Here is a 16460-nt window from a genome sequence, read left to right as displayed (position 1 = left end):
GCAGAATGTGACAACATTACATATGTCGCGTGCCAGCATGGATCTCCACCCAGCCTCTGCCCCGAGTCGAACCTCGCTGCGCCGTCGGCTCGACCAGTTCGGAATCGGGCTGGCCGGCCTGTGTGCGCTGCATTGCATGGTGACGCTGGTGGCGGTCTGGGTGCTTGGCCTTGGCGGGCAGCTCCTTCTCGAGGAAAACATCCACCGCGTCGGCCTCGCCCTGGCGGTGGGCGTGGCGGCGGTCGCAATCGGCTGGGGTGTCTTGCGGCACCGGCGGATGCTGCCTTTCGTGCTGGCGTTGACCGGGCTGGTGTTGATGGCTGCCGCGCTGGGTGTGCGGCACGGATCGGACGAGTTGCTGCTGACGCTGGCGGGCGTCACGCTCGTCTCGCTCGGCCATGTGCTGAACCTGCGCGCCGTGCGCTGATCCGCGCAAAACGCGAACTTGCAGCCGCGGCGCAAGGCCCTATGTCACGCGCCATGAGCAAGACCATCACCCTCAACGGTGCCCCGCATCGCACCGCAGCCGACACGATCGCAGATCTGGTGCGCGAGCTGGAACTCGTGCCCGAAAAGGTCGCGGTCGAGCGCAACGGTGCGATCGTCCCGCGCTCGACGCTGGGCGAGGCGGCGCTGGCCGAGGGCGACACGCTGGAGATCGTCCACTTCGTCGGCGGGGGCGATCATGCGGGCGAGGACACCTGGACCGTGGCGGGCCGCACCTTCCGTTCGCGGCTGATCGTCGGCACCGGCAAGTACAAGAGCTTCGAGCAGAACGCCGCGGCGGTCGCGGCAGCGGGGGCCGAGATCGTCACGGTCGCGGTGCGGCGGGTCAATATCTCGGACCCCAAGGCGCCGATGCTGACCGACTTCATTGACCCCAAGAAAATCACCTATCTGCCCAACACCGCCGGCTGCTTCACCGCCGATGACGCGATCCGCACGCTGCGTCTGGCGCGCGAGGCGGGGGGCTGGGATCTGGTCAAGCTGGAGGTGCTGGGCGAAGCGCGCACGCTTTATCCCAACATGGTCGAAACCATCCGCGCGACCGAGGTGCTCGCCAAGGAAGGCTTTCACCCGATGGTCTATTGCACCGACGATCCGATTGCCGCCAAGCAGCTGGAAGATGCCGGTGCGGTCGCGATCATGCCGCTGGGGGCGCCGATCGGCTCGGGACTGGGGATTCAGAACCGCGTCACTATCCGCCTGATCGTCGAGGCCGCGAAGGTGCCGGTGCTGGTCGATGCGGGGGTCGGCACGGCGTCCGATGCCGCGGTCGGCATGGAGCTTGGGTGCGACGGCATCCTGATGAACACCGCCATCGCCGAAGCGAAAGACCCGGTCCGCATGGCCCGCGCGATGAAGCTGGCGGTGGAAGCGGGGCGCGCGGCCTATCTCGCCGGCCGCATGGCGCGGCGGATGTATGCCGATCCCTCCTCGCCGCTGGCGGGGCTTATTTGATTTGGCCTCAGTCGCCGGCGCGCGCATCCGCGCGCTTGGCTTTTCTCCGGGGCCCGGCCCTGCGGGCCACCCCTTCGGGCGGGCGGTCGCCCTTGCGGTCCGTCCTTCGGCGGGCCGAAGCATTGCCTTTCAGCGCCGCATTTCTCCTGCCTAACGCTAAATTAACCATGTGATGCGACCTTCTCCCGGTCTGGAGGAGACAGGCGCGATGATGATGCCCATTGCCGAAATGCGGGAATTTGCCGGGTTCGCTCCGGCCGAGCAGCGTTACATCAAGCGCAGCCTCGATATCGGCCTTGCCCGCTGCGATGCCTTCCGCCGCTGGGGCCGCAGCGAGGCGGAGAACACCGCGATCCGCCGCCAATATGTCGCCTATCAGGATTTGAAGGCGCTGCGCACGCTGATCCCGATGCAGGGCAGCCCCAACGAGGTGGAGCGCTTCCTTGGCAAGCTGGTGCGTCTGGCCGTCTTCGATCTGGAGCAGGAACGGCTGGCGAGTTTCTCCGCCTTCCGCTTCCTCTACGAACGCCTGCTCGGCGCGAAGGTGCGCCCCTATCTTCCGGCCGCTTTCTGCGCCGCGAGCGCCCTGCCCGCGATCCGCCCGGAGCGCCGCAAAATGCTGCTCCAGAGCCTCTCTGAAGCCGCCGCCACCGCCGCAGGCTGGTCGGAGCGCGAACCGGGTTTCTATCCTGAATATGTCGATGATTTCGAGGCGGCGTGAGCCGGTGACGAAAGCTTAAGGGCTTGTCGCCAAGAAGGATTTGTGTCCGCGCAGCTTCCCGTCATCCCGGCCCCCACCGCGCTGATGCCGATCGAACCGTTCGATTGGCTGGGCCGGGTGCTGACGCATTTTGCGACAGCAGAGCGGGCCATCGGGCAATTGTGCATCGCGCTTGATCTGCCGGTCGACAAAGGCCCGCTGTCGCGCCTGCAAGAACTTTGCGACATCCTGGCCCGAAGCAGCGACAGAAGAAGCCAGGCCTTGCTCAGGCGGATCGAACGTTGGCGCTCATTGCGTCCCTTGCGCCATCTGCTTGCCCATGCTTCGATCATGACCGTGCATGACGTTGCCGGCAATCGGTTCATAGTGACGCGCCACCTGCCCCTCGACCGTTACGACGTGACACCGGACAGGCTTTGGACCGAAGCGGAATGTCGGGAATTGCTCAGAGTTGCAAACAATGACGGGCGTTCGATTGCGGATCAAATCCGCAATCTGTTGCAAAACCGGACGGTACTGGCCCAGCTCAAGCCGCCGACCCCCGCAGCAAGTGGGGCGTGATCGAGCGGGCGGGCTCTAGGCCCGATAGAGAGCGTCGATTCGCTGATTGTAGCGCTCGCGGATCTTGTGCCGCCTGATTTTCATCGACGGCGTCATTTCCTCGTTCTCGATGGTGAAGGCCTCGTCTGCGAAGGCGAACTGGCGGACCTTTTCGATCACCGAGAGATCGGCATTGGTGCGATCGATCGCGGCGCGCACCGCGTTCCTGAAGGCGGGCAAGTCCTGCAGCGCCTTGAGATCGAACTTCTCGCCATTGGCGCGCGCCCATTCGAGCGCCCATTCGGCATCCGGCACGATCAGGGCGACCACATAGGGGCGCTTGTCCCCGCTCACCATCGCCTGCGCAATTTCAGGCTGGAGCGTCAGCATCCCTTCCACCTTCTGCGGGGCGATGTTGTCACCCTTGTCGTTGACGATCATGTCCTTCTTGCGGTCGGTGATGACGATCCGGCCCTTGTGATCGAGGTGACCGATGTCGCCGGTGTGAAGCCACGGCGCGCCCTCGGGGTCGGCCGGATCATGCTGGAGCGTGCGTGCGGTCTCGGCTTCGTTGCGCCAATAGCCGTGCATCACCAGCTCGCCGCGCACGAGGATTTCGCCATCTTCCGCGATCTTGACCTCGACCCCGCGCATCGGCGGGCCGACCGTGTCCATCCTGAGGCCCACCTTCGGGCGGTTGCAGCTGATCACCGGGCCGGCCTCGGTCTGGCCGTAGCCCTGGAGCATCGTCAGCCCCATCGCGTCGAAGAAATTGCCGACGTCTGGATTGAGCGGCGCGCCGCCGGAGACCATCGCCTTGATCCGCCCGCCAAATTTCTGGCGGATCTTGGGGCGCAGGGTCTTTTCGACGAGGAAATCCAGCGGCCTGTCGCGCAGGCGCTTCTTGCCTTCCTTGGTGTGCTCGGAAATCTTGAGCGCCGCATCCATCATGAAATTGGCGATTTTGCCCTGCTTTTCGACCTGTTTCATGATGCGGGTGCGCAGCACCTCGAACAGGCGCGGGACGACGACCATGATGGTGGGGCGGGTCTCCTCGATATTCGAGGCGAGCTTTTCCAGCCCTTCGGAATAGAAGATCTCTGCGCCCACCCCGATCGGGAGGAATTGCCCGCCGGTGTGCTCATAGGCGTGGCTGAGGGGCAGGAAGGACAGGAAGCGCTCGTCGGTGATCCCGAAATCGCTCACCAGAATGTCCGCCGCGCCGGCAACGTTGCACAGGATCGCGCCGTGATGCTGCATCACCCCGCGCGGCGCGCCGCCCGTGCCGCTGGTGTAGATCAGACAGGCGGTTTGCGCGCGATCGATGCGCGCGATCCGCGCGTCCACCGCCGCGCGCGCGGCCGCGGCATCGCCGGTGATCAGCGCGCGCCAGTCGTGATATTCGAAGCTGCCCGATTGCTGGCGCTTGAGATCGTCGAATCCGATCACGTGCTCGACCATGCCGGTCTGCCCGATCGCGCCGACCACGGGCACCAGCAGCTTCTCGGTCGAGACGAACACCGCGCGCGCGCCCGAATTGTCGAGGATGTGCGCATGATCGCGGCGGGTGTTGGTGGTGTAGGTCGGCACGGTGATGCAGCCTGCGGCCATGATGGCGAGGTCGGCGATGCACCATTCGGGGCGGTTTTCGCTGATCAGCGCGACCCGGTCGCCCGCTTGCAGCCCCATCCGGCGCAGCGATTCGGCCAGCAGGCACACCTGCTCGGCCGCGGAGCGCCAGCTTTGCGTCACCCATTGCCCGCCGGTCTTGTGGCCGAGAAAGGGCGCATCGCCCTTGGCATCGGCGCGCTTCAGGAACAGTTCGACAAGGTTCTGCGCGCCATCGATGTCCTGCAGCAGCGGATCATCCGCCGGATTGACCACGGCGCGGCCGGCGTGCGGCAGGCTGGGGGAATGCACTGGCAAAGGCTCCTGATCCCTTCGAGCATGTCTTGCGGGGTTGAGGTGCGACCCCGTATCGGGCTTGATTAGAGGCTCAGTGCCGTAGCGGCAAGCGGGGAGCACCTGTTCCCCGCCTCCGGATCAGGGCGTAACCAGGCTGGCGAGCCGCGGTTCGGTGGCGACTTGCCAGGTCCCATCGGCGCCGCGACCCAGCGCGTTGGCCTTGATCGGTGCCGGAGCGATGCGGATTGCCTTGTGACCGAGCCGTTCCAGATCCGCCTTCATCGCCACCAGCGCGGTGCCTTCCTCGATCAGCAGCGCGTCGCCGAAAGCCATGGCGAAGGGCAGCGCGAGTGCCTCCTGCGCGCCGAGGCCGAAATCGAGCACGCCGATGATCGCGCGAGTGACGGTGACCGGGATGGTCGGCCCCCCGGCCGCGCCGATCACCAGCATCACCTTGCCGTTCTGGTCATAGACGATGGTCGGTGCCATCGACGAGCGTGGACGCTTGCCGCCTTCGACCCGGTTGGCCACCGGCTTGCCGCCGGCCTCGGGGATGAGGGTGAAGTCGGTCAGCTCGTTGTTGAGGTAGAAGCCGCCGAAGAACAGGCCCGATCCGAAGGCGCCCTCGATGGTCGAGGTGTAGCTCACGGCATTGCCGACCGCGTCCACCACCGCGAAATGGGTGGTGCCGTGCTCCGGCTCCTCCGGCCCGTCGCCGCGCGCCAGCGGAGCGCCGGGCGGCACGCCCGGCTCGGCCTTGGCGAGGCTCGTATCGGGCGAAATCAGGCCCGAGCGGGCGGCGAGGTAGTTCTTGTCCACCATCCCCGCCACCGGCACGCTGACGAAATCGGCGTCGCCCGTATAAAGTTCGCGGTCGGCATAGGCGAGGCGCTGGCTCTCGATCAGCAAGTGCCAGAACACCGGGCTGTCTGGCCCGAGCGCGGCGAGATCGAAGCGCTCGAGCTGGCCGAGCATCTGCGCCACGGCGATTCCGCCCGAGGATGGTGGACCCATGCCGCACACGCGGTAAATGCGATAACGGATGCAGACCGGATCGCGCTGCCTTGGCTGGTAGGCAATAATATCGGCCGCAGTCATGCGCCCGTCCTGCGGGGTCTGCGCTGCCACATGGGCGGCGAGCGCGGCGGCGGGCGCGGCGCCATACATCGCCTTCGGACCTTCAGCCGCGAGCGCCCGGAGGGTATGGGCGAGCTGCGGGTTCCTGATGGTGGTTCCCACCGGCAAGGGTTCCCCATCCGCGCCGAAGAACACCGTGCGCGCGGTGTCGGACTTGTCGGCGCGCCCCTTGTTGCCTGCGAGCGAATCATACAGCCGCCGGTTCATCACGAAGCCATCTTCGGCGAGCGCAATGGCGGGCTCGAACAGCTTGGCCCAAGGCAGCGTGCCGTGCTCGGCATGGGCCTTGGCGGCCAGCGCGATATTGCCCGGGACCCCGACGCTGAGGCCCGAATAGACGCGCGGCTCGCGCGGGAGCACCGTGCCGCTCTCGTCGAGGAAGCGGTTCGGCGTGGCGGCCGCCGGGGCCGTCTCGCGCCCGTCATAGCTGACCAGTGCGCCCGTCGTGCCGTCTGCGCGCAGCATGAACCCGCCGCCGCCGATTCCGGAGCTTTGCGGTTCGACCACGGTCAGCGCCAGCATCACGGCAATGGCGGCATCGGTGGCCGAGCCGCCCGCCGCGAGAATCGCCTCGCCTGCTGCGCTCGCGCGCGGATCGGCGCTGCTGACGGCGCCAACCGCAGCCGCCGGAGCCGGTTCGACGCGCGAAAGGGTCTGACTGGTCGCGCAGCCCGAAAGGGTCAGCGCCAGCGAGGCGATCAGGGCAGGGAAGATGCGCATGGGCCGGCGTGCTATCCGCTTCCCACCGCTTCGGCAATGCTGGCGAAGCCGTCACGCTGCATCAGCGCCTCGATCCCCTTGACGATCCGCGCTCCGAGGCCCGGCCCTTCATAGACCATCGCCGAGTAGAGCTGGACGAGGCTCGCGCCCGCGCGGATGCGCTCCCAAGCGTGCTCGGCGCTGGCGATCCCGCCCACGCCGATCAGGGGAATCCCGCCGCCGGTCGCCTTGCGGAAGTCACGCAGGCGCTGGGTGGCCAGCGCGCGCAAGGGCGCGCCCGAAAGCCCCCCGGTCTCCCCCGCATGGCGCGAACGCAAGGCGGGGCGGGTAATCGTGGTATTGGCAACCACCAGCGCGCCCAGGCCCTTGTCCAGCGCAATGCGGGCGATCGCGTCGATGTCGGCAGGTGCAAGATCGGGGGCAACCTTGAGGAAGATCGGAGCGGCGCTTCCGGTTGCGTCGCGGGCGGCGATCACCGCATCGAGCAAGCCGGTCAAGGCGCTTTCGTCCTGCAGCGCGCGCAGGCCCGGAGTGTTGGGGCTGGAAATGTTGACGCACAGATAGCTTGCCACCGGCGCCATCAGCCGCGCCATCACCGCATAATCGGCGATGCGATCGGCCGAATCCTTGTTCGCCCCGATATTGGCCCCGACGATGCCCGGCCGCCCGGCGCGCGCCCGCAGCCGCGCCAGCGCCGCCTCGCTCCCGCTGTTGTTGAACCCCATGCGGTTGATCACCGCCTCGTCCTCGATCAGCCGGAACAGGCGCGGCCTGGGATTGCCCGCTTGCGGCAGCGGAGTGATCGAGCCGACCTCGGCAAAGCCGAAGCCGAGGCCGAGCAGCGCGTCGGCCACCTCGGCATCCTTGTCGAAGCCCGCCGCCACGCCGACCGGATTGGGAAAATCGAGCCCGGCCACGCGGATCGCCAGCGATGCGGGCTGCGGCCTCGGACCGCGCAGGGGCAGGGCCTTGAGCGCTGTGAGGGCAAGACGGTGTCCGGTCTCCGAATCGAGCGCGAACAGGGCGGGCTTGAGCAGGCGGAAGATCATGTCACCAGCGCCTATGGCAGGCGGGCGGCGCTGTCGAGCATCGCTCCCTTGCAAACCTTTGCTGGCGGTCGATCAGCCATATCTTCCAAGCACTTGATCGCTTGGCCTGCGCGGGGATTGGGCATGTCGCTTGCATACAATCCATTGGGCGATTCGCTCTTTATAGGATGGCGTGCGACCCGAAGGGCTCGGAGCAGCAATGCTAAGAGTTCCTCAACTCAGATGGGCGGCGGTTCGGTTTCGGATCGCCGCCCCTTTTTTGCCCCGATCCCTCCTCCCCCTTGCGGCAGTTGTCAGACCGCCACGGGCAGGGCTAAACCCTTTCCTCAGGGCTGTCGCCAATGCATGAGCAATCAGGGAAATATCATGAAATCCATCCGCTTGCTTGCCAAACCAATATCCGTGCTGGCAGTGGCGAGCGCGTGGTGCGTGCCGCTCGCCGCCCAGCCGGCGGCTCCTGCGCCGGCCCCGGCCGTCCTCGATCTTGCGCCCGAGGCTGGCATTGACGAACTTTTCGCCGCCTATGATGCCGCCAGCCTTGCCCAGTCGCCCGAAGGCAAGGCCTATCGCGGCATCCGCGATGCGGATTACGGTAAGTGGAACGACCCTTCCGCCGAGGCCGAAGCCCGGGCCGACGCCCTGCTCGACGCGACGCTGGCGACGATGCGGGCGCGCTATGATCCGGCCTCGCTCGCGCCGCAGCAGGCGCTGTCCTACCGCCTGTTCGAACAGCTGGCCGCGCGCAGCGCGAGCCTGCGCCCCTACCGCGACTACGGCTATATCTTCGACCAGATGAACGGTGCGCAGAGCGATCTGCCCGCCTTCCTCATCAACATCCACCGGGTTGCGAGCGCGGCCGATGCCGAAGCCTATGTGTCGCGGATCGCCGGGCTCGGCCCGTTGCTCGACGCGCTCACCGCGCAGTCGCGCGCCCAAGCGGAGAAGGGGGTGATGCCGCCCAAATGGGTCTATCCCTACGTCATCTCGGATATCGCGAACCTGCTGGATGCCAGCAAGACCAACGCCGTGCTGGAGGACTTGGCCAAGAAGCTCGCCGCGCTCGACATCGCCGATGAGGACAAGGCCGTGCTCGCGACGCGGGCGGCTGCGGCATGGCAGGCATCGGCTGCCCCCGCCTATGCGCGGCTACTTGCCGAAATGCAGCGCCAGCAGCAGCTCGCGTCCACCGAGGATGGCATCTGGCGCTTTGCCGGGGGCGACAAATACTACGCCGCGCTGCTCAAGAGCTATACCACCACCGATCTCACCGCCGACGAGATCCACGCGCTCGGCCTCAAGGAAACTGCCCGCATCCATGGCGAGATGCGCGCGATCATGGCCAAGGTGGGCTTTACCGACACTTTGCAGGAATTCTTCCGATACACCCGCACCGATCCGCGTTTCTTCCACACCAGCCGCGAGGCCTATCTCGCCGAGGCCGAAGGCCATCTGGCGCGGATGACGGCCAAGCTGTCCGAATTCTTCAACACGCTTCCCAAGGACCCGCTGGTGATCAAGCCGGTCGAAGCCTTCCGCGAGAAGAGCGCCGGCAAGGCTTTCTACCAGAGCCCCGCGCCCGATGGTTCGCGCCCTGGCACCTATTATGTCAACCTCTACAATCTCAATGACATGAGCAGAAATGAGCTTGAGGCGCTGGCCTATCATGAAGGCCTGCCCGGGCATCATTTGCAACGCTCGATCCAGGGCGCGCTCGGCGATCTGCCCGCTTTCCGCCGCTTCGGCGGGGTGACGGCCTATTCGGAAGGCTGGGGCCTCTATTCCGAGGAACTGGGCAAGGACATGGGCTTCTACACCGATCCCTACTCCGATTTCGGACGGCTCGCGATGGAACTGTGGCGGGCCGGGCGACTGGTGGTTGACACCGGCATCCATCACAAGCGCTGGAGCCGCGCGCAGGCGATCGCCTGGCTCGCCGAGAACACGCCCAATCCGCAGGGAGATATCGAAAAGGCTGTCGAGCGCTATATCGTCTATCCCGGACAGGCGACGGCTTACATGATCGGCAAGCTCAAGATCATGGAGCTGCGTGACAAGGCGCGGGCCGAACTGGGAACGAAATTCGACATACGCGAATTTCACGATGTGATCCTGACAAGCGGGCCGGTATCGCTGTCGATCATGGAGGAGAATGTCGGGCAGTGGATCGCTGCCCGCCTCAAGAACTAGGTATCGCGCCGCATGGCAGGGGGGCCGCGCAAGCGGGCAGGGCACAGTTGCAGTTCGAGCTTGAGATCATCGCGCCCCCGCCAGAGGCAGCCGCGCCGGTCAACACCTTCTATGTGATCGAGACGCAGGATGCCCGGATCGAGGAGATCGTACCGGCCTATTCGGCGCAGCTGGTGGTGATGATCCGCGGGCGACTGATCTTCGACCGGCCCGATGATGCACCCGTGGCAGCCGGCCGCGTGGCCATCAATGCCCCGCAGCTCGGCATCGCGCCTTGTGTTCTGGAAGGGCCGGCGTTGCTCGTCGGCGCCTCGCTGACCCAGGCCGGCTGGCAAGCGATCGCCAATCTCCCGGCCGACATCGTGCATGATCGGCTGCTGCCGGCCGACACCGTCCTTTCGGTTGCCGATATCAGGAAGCTCGAAGCCATGGCCGCCGATTGCGCTGCCGGTCGCAGGACGGTGCGCGATCTGTGTGCCGAGCTTGCGGCCATATTGTCGGTACCCCGCTACCGGTTGCGCCCGGAGCATGTCGCGGTGATCGAGGTGATCATGCGCTGGCTCGGCAGCGGGTTCGATCCCTCGCTGGAAGAACTCCATGCCATGGTCGACATTTCGCCGCGCCAGCTGCAACGCCTCTCGCGCCGCTATTTCGGAGTGCCACCGGCGCAGGTGCTCAAGCGCTTCCGGGCGATCCGCGCGGCGATGGTGCTCGCCAACCCGGCGCTGCCCGATGGCTTGCGCGACGAAATGCTGGCAAGCTTCTTCGATCAGGCGCATCTGATCCACGATATTCGGCGCTATACCGGGCGCACACCGACCCAGTTGCGGGGTAACTCGCTCTCTACCGGGCTGCTCGATCCCAACGGGCACGGCGATGCGGCAAGCCTGCTGCGCGGGAGGCGCGAGGGATAGCGGTTGAAATCCGAACGATTCGCTCGTAATTACAAATCGGAACGATTTTGTCCGATTTGAGAACCGTTCGCAATGCGCCTCTCGAACCTTGCTGATTATGCAGTGATTACAATGAGCCAGGCTGCGCTCCACTGCGGCAGCGGGCGTGTCAGCGCGGCCGAGTTGGCGGCGGAAACGGGCCTGCCCGTGCCGACCGTGCAAAAGCTCGTCTCGCGCCTCACCGCGGCGGGTCTGCTGCGTTCGGTGCGCGGGGCGCATGGCGGCCTGCAGCTCGGCAGGCCCGCGGCAGCGATCACCGTGGCGGATATCGTCGAGGCGGTCGAAGGCCGGATCGCGCTCACCGCCTGCGTCGATCATGCGCCGTGCGATTTCGAGGCCGGATGCAGCATGAAGCCGCACTGGCCGATCATCAACGACGCGCTGCGTCGCGCGCTGGCCAGCGTTACCCTCGCCCAGCTGCGCAGCCCCGCCCCGAGTCACCAAACCGTCGAGGAACACCCGGCATGAGCGAAGACATCGAAATCCAGGATCGCCCCGAACTCGACCGGCAAGCCCGCGAGGCTGCGGCGAAGGTTGCCGATTACGAGCACGGCTGGTCGGCCGATATCGATACCGAGTTCGCGCCCAAGGGGCTGAACGAGGACACCATCCGTTTCATCAGCGCCAAGAAGAGCGAGCCCGAATGGATGCTCGCATGGCGTCTCAAGGCCTTCCGCCTGTGGCAGACGATGGAGGAGCCGGACTGGGCCAAGGTCGGCTATCCGCCGATCGACTATCAGGACGCCTATTACTACGCCGCGCCCAAGAAGAAGGCCAAAATCGCCAGCCTCGATGAACTCGATCCCGAGATCAAGGCGGTCTATGACAAGCTCGGCATCCCCGTGGCGGAGCAGGAAGTGCTCGCCGGGGTCGAAGGCGCGCGCAAGGTCGCGGTGGACGCGGTGTTCGATTCTGTCAGCGTCGCCACCACCTTCCGCGAGGAATTGAAGCGCGCCGGCGTGATCTTCCTCTCGATCTCCGAGGCGATCCGCGAATATCCTGATCTGGTGCAGAAGTGGCTCGGGCGCGTCGTGCCGATGCGCGACAACTTCTTCGCCTGCCTCAACTCGGCGGTCTTCTCCGACGGCACCTTCGTCTATGTCCCCGAAGGCGTGCGCTGCCCGATGGAGCTTTCGACCTATTTCCGCATCAATGCCGAGAACACCGGCCAGTTCGAACGCACGCTGATCATCGCCGACAAGGGCGCCTATGTCAGCTACCTCGAAGGCTGCACCGCACCGATGCGCGATGAAAACCAGCTTCACGCCGCGGTGGTGGAACTGGTCGCATTGGACGATGCCGAGATCAAATATTCGACCGTGCAGAACTGGTATCCCGGCAATGCCGAGGGCAAGGGCGGGATCTACAACTTCGTCACCAAGCGCGCGCTGTGCCAGGGGAACCGGAGCAAGGTCAGCTGGACGCAGGTCGAAACCGGCTCGGCGGTGACGTGGAAGTATCCCTCTTGCGTGCTGAATGGCGAGGATAGCGTCGGCGAGTTTTACTCGGTCGCGGTCACCAACAACTACCAGCAGGCCGACACCGGCACCAAGATGATCCACAACGGGCGCGGCAGCCGCTCGACGATCATCTCCAAGGGGATTTCGGCGGGCAAGAGCAGCAACACCTACCGCGGCTTGGTGCGCGTCGGACCGAACGCCGACAACGTGCGCAACTTCACCCAGTGCGACAGCCTGCTCTTGGGCGACCAGTGCGGCGCGCACACCGTGCCCTATATCGAGGTCAAGAACCCCAGCGCGCAGATCGAGCACGAGGCGACCACCAGCAAGATCAGCGACGAACAGCTGTTCTACGCGATGCAGCGCGGCCTCGGCGAAGAGGAGGCGGTGGCGCTGATCGTCAACGGCTTTGCCAAGGACGTGCTGAAAGAGCTGCCGATGGAGTTTGCGGTCGAGGCGCAGAAGCTGCTGGCGATTTCGCTTGAGGGGAGCGTGGGATGATCCTGACACTGAGCGATGCGCCAAAGCGCGCCAGATTCTCTCCCCATGAGAGGAGGAGCTGAAGTGACTACCCGCAAAACCCTCGCCCTCAACCCCGAAGCTGCCATTGCCCAAGCCCCCGCGCTCAAGCGGAAGGGGCGCGGGTGGGAGATTTCGGCGAAGCGGCTCGATGCGCTGCACGAACAGGCGCGCGAGCTGCGCCGTCATTCGACCGCGGCGCACAAGGCGCTGGCCGAGAAGTTCAGCAAGGCTGATCTGGGCCGCTACAGCTTCAAGCGCCACGCCGTGGTCGGCTCGGCGATCGTCGATTTCAATTGCCACAACCTTGGCCTCGCGCTCGCGATCGACGAGGAGGGGCAGAACGATCGCCTCGCCAGGCGCCGCGACAAGAGCCTCGAAAGCGTCGGCATCAAGGTGTTGCGCATCGCGGCGAGGGACATCCTCGAAAACCTCGACGCGGTGCTTGCGCGCCTTACCCTCGCCATGCGCGAGCGCATCGCCGAGAAGAAGGAGGCCGCCCGCGCGCACAAGGCGGCCAATCCCAAGCAGACCTATTCCCGCCCCAAACCCCGGAGCCGCAGCTGATGTTCGCCACGCTCATTGCCCCGCTGCTCGTGCTCCAAGCCGTCGGCGAGGCCGTTGTCGCGGTCAAGAACGACAACCCCGAAACCTGGACGGTGGAATATCCGCGCCTGATCCAGCCTTTCGTGCAGGACTATCGCCGCTGCCTCAAGGTCGCCAACCGCACCGTCACCGGCATCGCCAATTTCGAGGCGCAGCACGCCGCCGATCTGCCCCGCTGCGCCGAACGCCGCGCCAAGGCGATTGCCGAATCCAACGCTGCCCTTGCGGGCGCCAAGACGGCGATGAGTCCCGAGGAGGTCGACCAGCTATTCGCCACTATCGGCCGCATCCACATCGCTCGCGGCGCCGATCTCGACCGGCAGTTCCGCCAGCGCCTCGCGGGGGCCGAGGCGGCTCGCGCTGCCTACGAAGCGGGTCGCCCCAAGGGACTGGTGATCGAACTGCATGACGCCAGCGTGGTCAAGGCCCGCACCGACGCGAGTGCCGCTGTTGCGGCCGAACAGGACAAGGACAGCCAGTAATGCTCACCATCACCGATCTTCACGCCCGCGTCGGCGACACGCCGATCCTCAAGGGCCTGTCGCTGCACGTGCCTGCGGGCGAGGTGCACGCGATCATGGGCCCCAACGGCGCGGGCAAGTCGACGCTGGCCAACGTGCTCGGCGGCAAGCCCGGTTACGAAGTGACGGCGGGCAGCGTCACCTTTCGCGGGCAGGACCTGCTCGCGCTCGAACCGCATGAGCGCGCCGCCGCGGGGCTGTTCCTCGGCTTTCAGTATCCGGTCGAGATTCCCGGCGTCTCCAACGTCCAGTTCCTGCGCGAGGCGCTCAATGCCCAGCGCAAGGCGCGCGGGCAAGAACCGCTGTCGGGTGGCGATTTCCTCAAGCTCGCCAAAGACAAGGCCGCGCTGCTCAAGATGGACATGGACATGCTCAAGCGGCAGGTGAATGTCGGTTTCTCGGGCGGCGAGAAGAAGCGCGCCGAGATGGTGCAGATGGGCATTCTCGATCCCGCCTTCGCGGTGCTGGACGAGACCGACTCCGGCCTCGACATCGACGCGCTGCGGATCGTCGGCGCGGGGATCAACGCGATCATGCGCGCGCCCGGCAAGGCGGTGCTGCTGATCACCCACTACCAGCGCCTGCTCGATGTGGTGAAGCCCGACAAGGTCAGCATCCTCGCCGGCGGCCGCATCGTCGAGACCGGCGGGCCGGAACTCGCCCTGCGGCTCGAGGCCGAAGGCTATGACGCGGTGATGGCGTGACGACAGCGACCCTCCCCACACGCCGCGACGAAGCGTGGCGCTATGCCGATATGGACGCGCTCGCGCGGCTCGGCGCGGCGGCGCTCGATACGTGGCAGACGCTGGACGTGGCCGCGGGCGAAAGCGTGACGCGCTGCCTTGTGGTCGGCGCGGATGCGCCCGAAGTTCACCGGATGCGGGTGACGCTCGGCGAGGGCGCCAAAGCCGCCTTCTTCGTCACCAATCGCGGCGCGGACTACACCCGCTTCGAGCTGGAAGTGCGGCTCGCGCGGGGCGCGCATTTCGAATTCGGCGGCGTGACCATCGGCGGCAGCGGTGTGACCCGCGAATTCGTGACCCAGGTTGTCCACGCCGAGCCAGAAGCGACCTCGAACCAGACCGTGCGCGCGGTCCACTGGGCCGGGGCGACCGGCAATTTCCTCGGCGAGATCAAGGTCGCGCGCCATGCCCAGAAGACCGACGCCGCGCAGGACTTCAAGGGCCTGCTGCTCGAAGCCGGGGCCAGCGCCAATGCCGTGCCGCAGCTCGAGATCTTCGCCGACGACGTGAAATGCGCCCACGGCGCGACGGTCGGCGCGCTGGACGAGGGCGCGCGCTTCTACATGATGGCGCGCGGGCTCGATTCCGCCACCGCCCAGCGGCTGCTGGTGCAGGCCTTCATCGGCGATGCCTTCGTGGCGCTGGAGGACGAGGCCGAGCGCGGGACGCTGCTCGATGCTGCGCTGGCGGCGCTGGAGGGGGCGGGGCTGTGAACGCATCTGTCACCCTCGAACGCGATCTTCGCGCCGACTTCCCCGGCATGGTCACGGCGCAAGGCAAGCCATGGCACTATCTCGACACTGCGGCCACCGCGCACAAGCCGCGCGCGGTGATCGACGCCATGGCCCGCGCGCTGGGCGAGGATTACGCCACCGTCCACCGCGGGGTCTATGCTCGCTCGGCCGAGATGACGCTCGCCTACGAGGCGGCGCGGCGCAAGGTCGCGGGCTTCATCGGCGGGCACGAGGACGAGGTGATCTTCACCCGCGGGGCGACCGAGGCGATCAATCTTGTCGCCCAGACCTGGGGCCGCGCCAACCTCAAGGCTGGGGATCGCATCCTGCTCTCGCAGCTGGAGCACCATTCCAACATCGTGCCGTGGCAGATGATCGCAGCGGAAACCGGCGCGGTGATCGATGTCTGCCCGCTGACCGCCGATCACTGCATCGATCTGGAAGCTGCCGAAGCGATGCTGACCGAGCGCCACAAGCTGGTCGCCTTTGCCCATGTCTCGAACGTGCTCGGCTCGGTGCTCGACGCGCCGCGCGCGGCGGCGCTGGCCCACAAGGTGGGTGCGAAGCTGCTGCTCGACGGGTGCCAGTCTGCACCGCACATGGGGGTCGATGTCGCCGCGCTGGCTTGCGACTTCTATGTGTTCAGCGCGCACAAGCTCTACGGCCCCACCGGGATCGGCGCGCTGTGGGCGAGGGCGGAGATCCTCGCGCAAATGCCCCCCTGGCAGGGCGGGGGCGCGATGATCGACCGGGTCACCTTCGCGCGCACCACCTATGCCCCGCCGCCCCAACGCTTCGAGGCCGGGACGCCCGCGATCACCGAAGCCATCGCCTTCGCCGCCGCGATCGACTATGTCAGCGCCATCGGCCCGGACCGCATCCACGCGCATGAACGCGCTTTGGTCGCCCGCCTGCGCCGTGAGCTGGGCGCCATGAACGATGTGATGCTATTCGGCCCCGCCGATAGCGCGGGGATCGTCAGCTTCGCGCTCGACGGCATCCACCCGCACGATCTCGGCACGATCCTCGACGAGAGCAACGTCGCGATCCGCGCCGGGCACCACTGCGCCCAACCCCTGATGGACTTCCTCGGCGTTCCCGCCACCGCGCGCGCCAGCTTCGGGCTCTATTCGAGCGCCGCCGATATCGACGCGCTGCTCGCCGGGATCGCCCGCACCCGTCGCATTTTTGGAAAGGCCTGAGT

General features: G+C 66.4%; 16 protein-coding genes. 13 read left to right on the top strand and 3 right to left on the bottom strand.

Annotation, left to right across the window (positions count from 1 at the left end; genetic code table 11):
• Window positions 1-37: 37 nt before the first annotated feature.
• The 4 genes from BZF61_RS07555 (at window position 38) to BZF61_RS07540 (ending at window position 2743) form a co-directional block, all read left to right on the top strand.
• Window positions 38-427 (top strand): MerC domain-containing protein, encoded by a 390-nt coding sequence (locus tag BZF61_RS07555; protein WP_086618194.1) that lies wholly within the window; start codon window positions 38-40, stop codon window positions 425-427.
• Window positions 428-480: 53 nt separating this feature from the next.
• The gene (gene thiS, locus BZF61_RS07550) at window positions 481-1461 is read left to right on the top strand and encodes a sulfur carrier protein ThiS (RefSeq protein WP_086618192.1); all 981 of its coding nucleotides are present in this window, start codon (window positions 481-483) and stop codon (window positions 1459-1461) included.
• A 208-nt stretch (window positions 1462-1669) separates the two neighbouring features.
• Window positions 1670-2182, top strand: coding sequence for a hypothetical protein (locus tag BZF61_RS07545; protein ID WP_086618190.1), 513 nt, complete (start codon window positions 1670-1672; stop codon window positions 2180-2182).
• 42 nt (window positions 2183-2224) lie between these two features.
• Window positions 2225-2743 (top strand): hypothetical protein, encoded by a 519-nt coding sequence (locus BZF61_RS07540; RefSeq protein WP_086618189.1) that lies wholly within the window; start codon window positions 2225-2227, stop codon window positions 2741-2743.
• A 15-nt stretch (window positions 2744-2758) separates the two neighbouring features.
• Here the strand turns inward: BZF61_RS07540 and BZF61_RS07535 are convergent, their stop codons facing one another.
• From BZF61_RS07535 to BZF61_RS07525, 3 genes are all read right to left on the bottom strand, one after another.
• Entirely contained in the window at window positions 2759-4582 is a 1824-nt protein-coding gene (locus BZF61_RS07535) for an AMP-dependent synthetase/ligase (protein ID WP_086618307.1), read from the bottom strand.
• Between the two features lie 183 nt (window positions 4583-4765).
• The gene (gene ggt / locus BZF61_RS07530) at window positions 4766-6484 is read right to left on the bottom strand and encodes a gamma-glutamyltransferase (protein WP_086618187.1); all 1719 of its coding nucleotides are present in this window, start codon (window positions 6482-6484) and stop codon (window positions 4766-4768) included.
• Between the two features lie 11 nt (window positions 6485-6495).
• Window positions 6496-7533, bottom strand: coding sequence for a quinone-dependent dihydroorotate dehydrogenase (locus tag BZF61_RS07525; protein ID WP_086618186.1), 1038 nt, complete (start codon window positions 7531-7533; stop codon window positions 6496-6498).
• Window positions 7534-7899: 366 nt separating this feature from the next.
• On the opposite strand from BZF61_RS07525, the gene BZF61_RS07520 reads away from it, so the two are divergent.
• From BZF61_RS07520 to BZF61_RS07480, 9 genes are all read left to right on the top strand, one after another.
• The gene (locus BZF61_RS07520; RefSeq protein ID WP_086618306.1) at window positions 7900-9720 is read left to right on the top strand and encodes a DUF885 domain-containing protein; all 1821 of its coding nucleotides are present in this window, start codon (window positions 7900-7902) and stop codon (window positions 9718-9720) included.
• Between the two features lie 47 nt (window positions 9721-9767).
• Complete coding sequence (locus BZF61_RS07515) at window positions 9768-10634, top strand: helix-turn-helix transcriptional regulator (protein WP_086618185.1); 867 nt, start codon at window positions 9768-9770, stop codon at window positions 10632-10634.
• 72 nt (window positions 10635-10706) lie between these two features.
• Window positions 10707-11141, top strand: a complete 435-nt coding sequence (locus BZF61_RS07510) for an SUF system Fe-S cluster assembly regulator (protein ID WP_086618183.1) — start codon at window positions 10707-10709, stop codon at window positions 11139-11141.
• Window positions 11138-12634 carry a Fe-S cluster assembly protein SufB gene (gene sufB, locus BZF61_RS07505; protein ID WP_086618182.1) on the top strand — a complete coding sequence of 499 codons (1497 nt, stop codon included), beginning with the start codon at window positions 11138-11140 and terminating at the stop codon, window positions 12632-12634. Before BZF61_RS07510 ends, sufB begins: the two co-directional genes overlap by 4 nt.
• Before the next feature lie 63 nt (window positions 12635-12697).
• A complete protein-coding gene (locus BZF61_RS07500; protein ID WP_086618180.1) occupies window positions 12698-13219 on the top strand; it encodes an endonuclease domain-containing protein in 522 nt (173 codons plus the stop codon).
• Window positions 13219-13740, top strand: coding sequence for a hypothetical protein (locus BZF61_RS07495; protein ID WP_086618179.1), 522 nt, complete (start codon window positions 13219-13221; stop codon window positions 13738-13740). Before BZF61_RS07500 ends, BZF61_RS07495 begins: the two co-directional genes overlap by 1 nt.
• Window positions 13740-14483 carry a Fe-S cluster assembly ATPase SufC gene (gene sufC / locus BZF61_RS07490; protein ID WP_086618177.1) on the top strand — a complete coding sequence of 248 codons (744 nt, stop codon included), beginning with the start codon at window positions 13740-13742 and terminating at the stop codon, window positions 14481-14483. Before BZF61_RS07495 ends, sufC begins: the two co-directional genes overlap by 1 nt.
• Window positions 14480-15235, top strand: a complete 756-nt coding sequence (locus BZF61_RS15880; RefSeq protein WP_086618176.1) for a SufD family Fe-S cluster assembly protein — start codon at window positions 14480-14482, stop codon at window positions 15233-15235. The genes sufC and BZF61_RS15880 overlap by 4 nt, the downstream gene beginning before the upstream one ends.
• Window positions 15232-16458, top strand: coding sequence for an aminotransferase class V-fold PLP-dependent enzyme (locus BZF61_RS07480; protein ID WP_086618174.1), 1227 nt, complete (start codon window positions 15232-15234; stop codon window positions 16456-16458). Before BZF61_RS15880 ends, BZF61_RS07480 begins: the two co-directional genes overlap by 4 nt.
• Window positions 16459-16460: the final 2 nt, after the last annotated feature.

Origin of the sequence: Erythrobacter tepidarius (genome assembly GCF_002155695.1) — a bacterium.
Lineage (GTDB): Bacteria > Pseudomonadota > Alphaproteobacteria > Sphingomonadales > Sphingomonadaceae > Erythrobacter > Erythrobacter tepidarius.
The sequence above is the reverse complement of the archived record's forward strand: the minus strand, read 5'-3'. Positions and strand labels throughout refer to the sequence as shown.

Coding starts and splice junctions, on each gene's coding strand:
- BZF61_RS07495 (WP_086618179.1), top strand. CDS start 13,219: ATGTTCGCCACGCTCATTGCCCCGCTGCTCGTGCTCCAAGCCGTCGGC.
- sufB (WP_086618182.1), top strand. CDS start 11,138: ATGAGCGAAGACATCGAAATCCAGGATCGCCCCGAACTCGACCGGCAA.
- sufC (WP_086618177.1), top strand. CDS start 13,740: ATGCTCACCATCACCGATCTTCACGCCCGCGTCGGCGACACGCCGATC.
- BZF61_RS07510 (WP_086618183.1), top strand. CDS start 10,707: ATGCGCCTCTCGAACCTTGCTGATTATGCAGTGATTACAATGAGCCAG.
- BZF61_RS07520 (WP_086618306.1), top strand. CDS start 7,900: ATGAAATCCATCCGCTTGCTTGCCAAACCAATATCCGTGCTGGCAGTG.
- BZF61_RS07525 (WP_086618186.1), bottom strand. CDS start 7,533: ATGATCTTCCGCCTGCTCAAGCCCGCCCTGTTCGCGCTCGATTCGGAG.
- ggt (WP_086618187.1), bottom strand. CDS start 6,484: ATGCGCATCTTCCCTGCCCTGATCGCCTCGCTGGCGCTGACCCTTTCG.
- BZF61_RS07555 (WP_086618194.1), top strand. CDS start 38: ATGGATCTCCACCCAGCCTCTGCCCCGAGTCGAACCTCGCTGCGCCGT.
- thiS (WP_086618192.1), top strand. CDS start 481: ATGAGCAAGACCATCACCCTCAACGGTGCCCCGCATCGCACCGCAGCC.
- BZF61_RS07545 (WP_086618190.1), top strand. CDS start 1,670: ATGATGATGCCCATTGCCGAAATGCGGGAATTTGCCGGGTTCGCTCCG.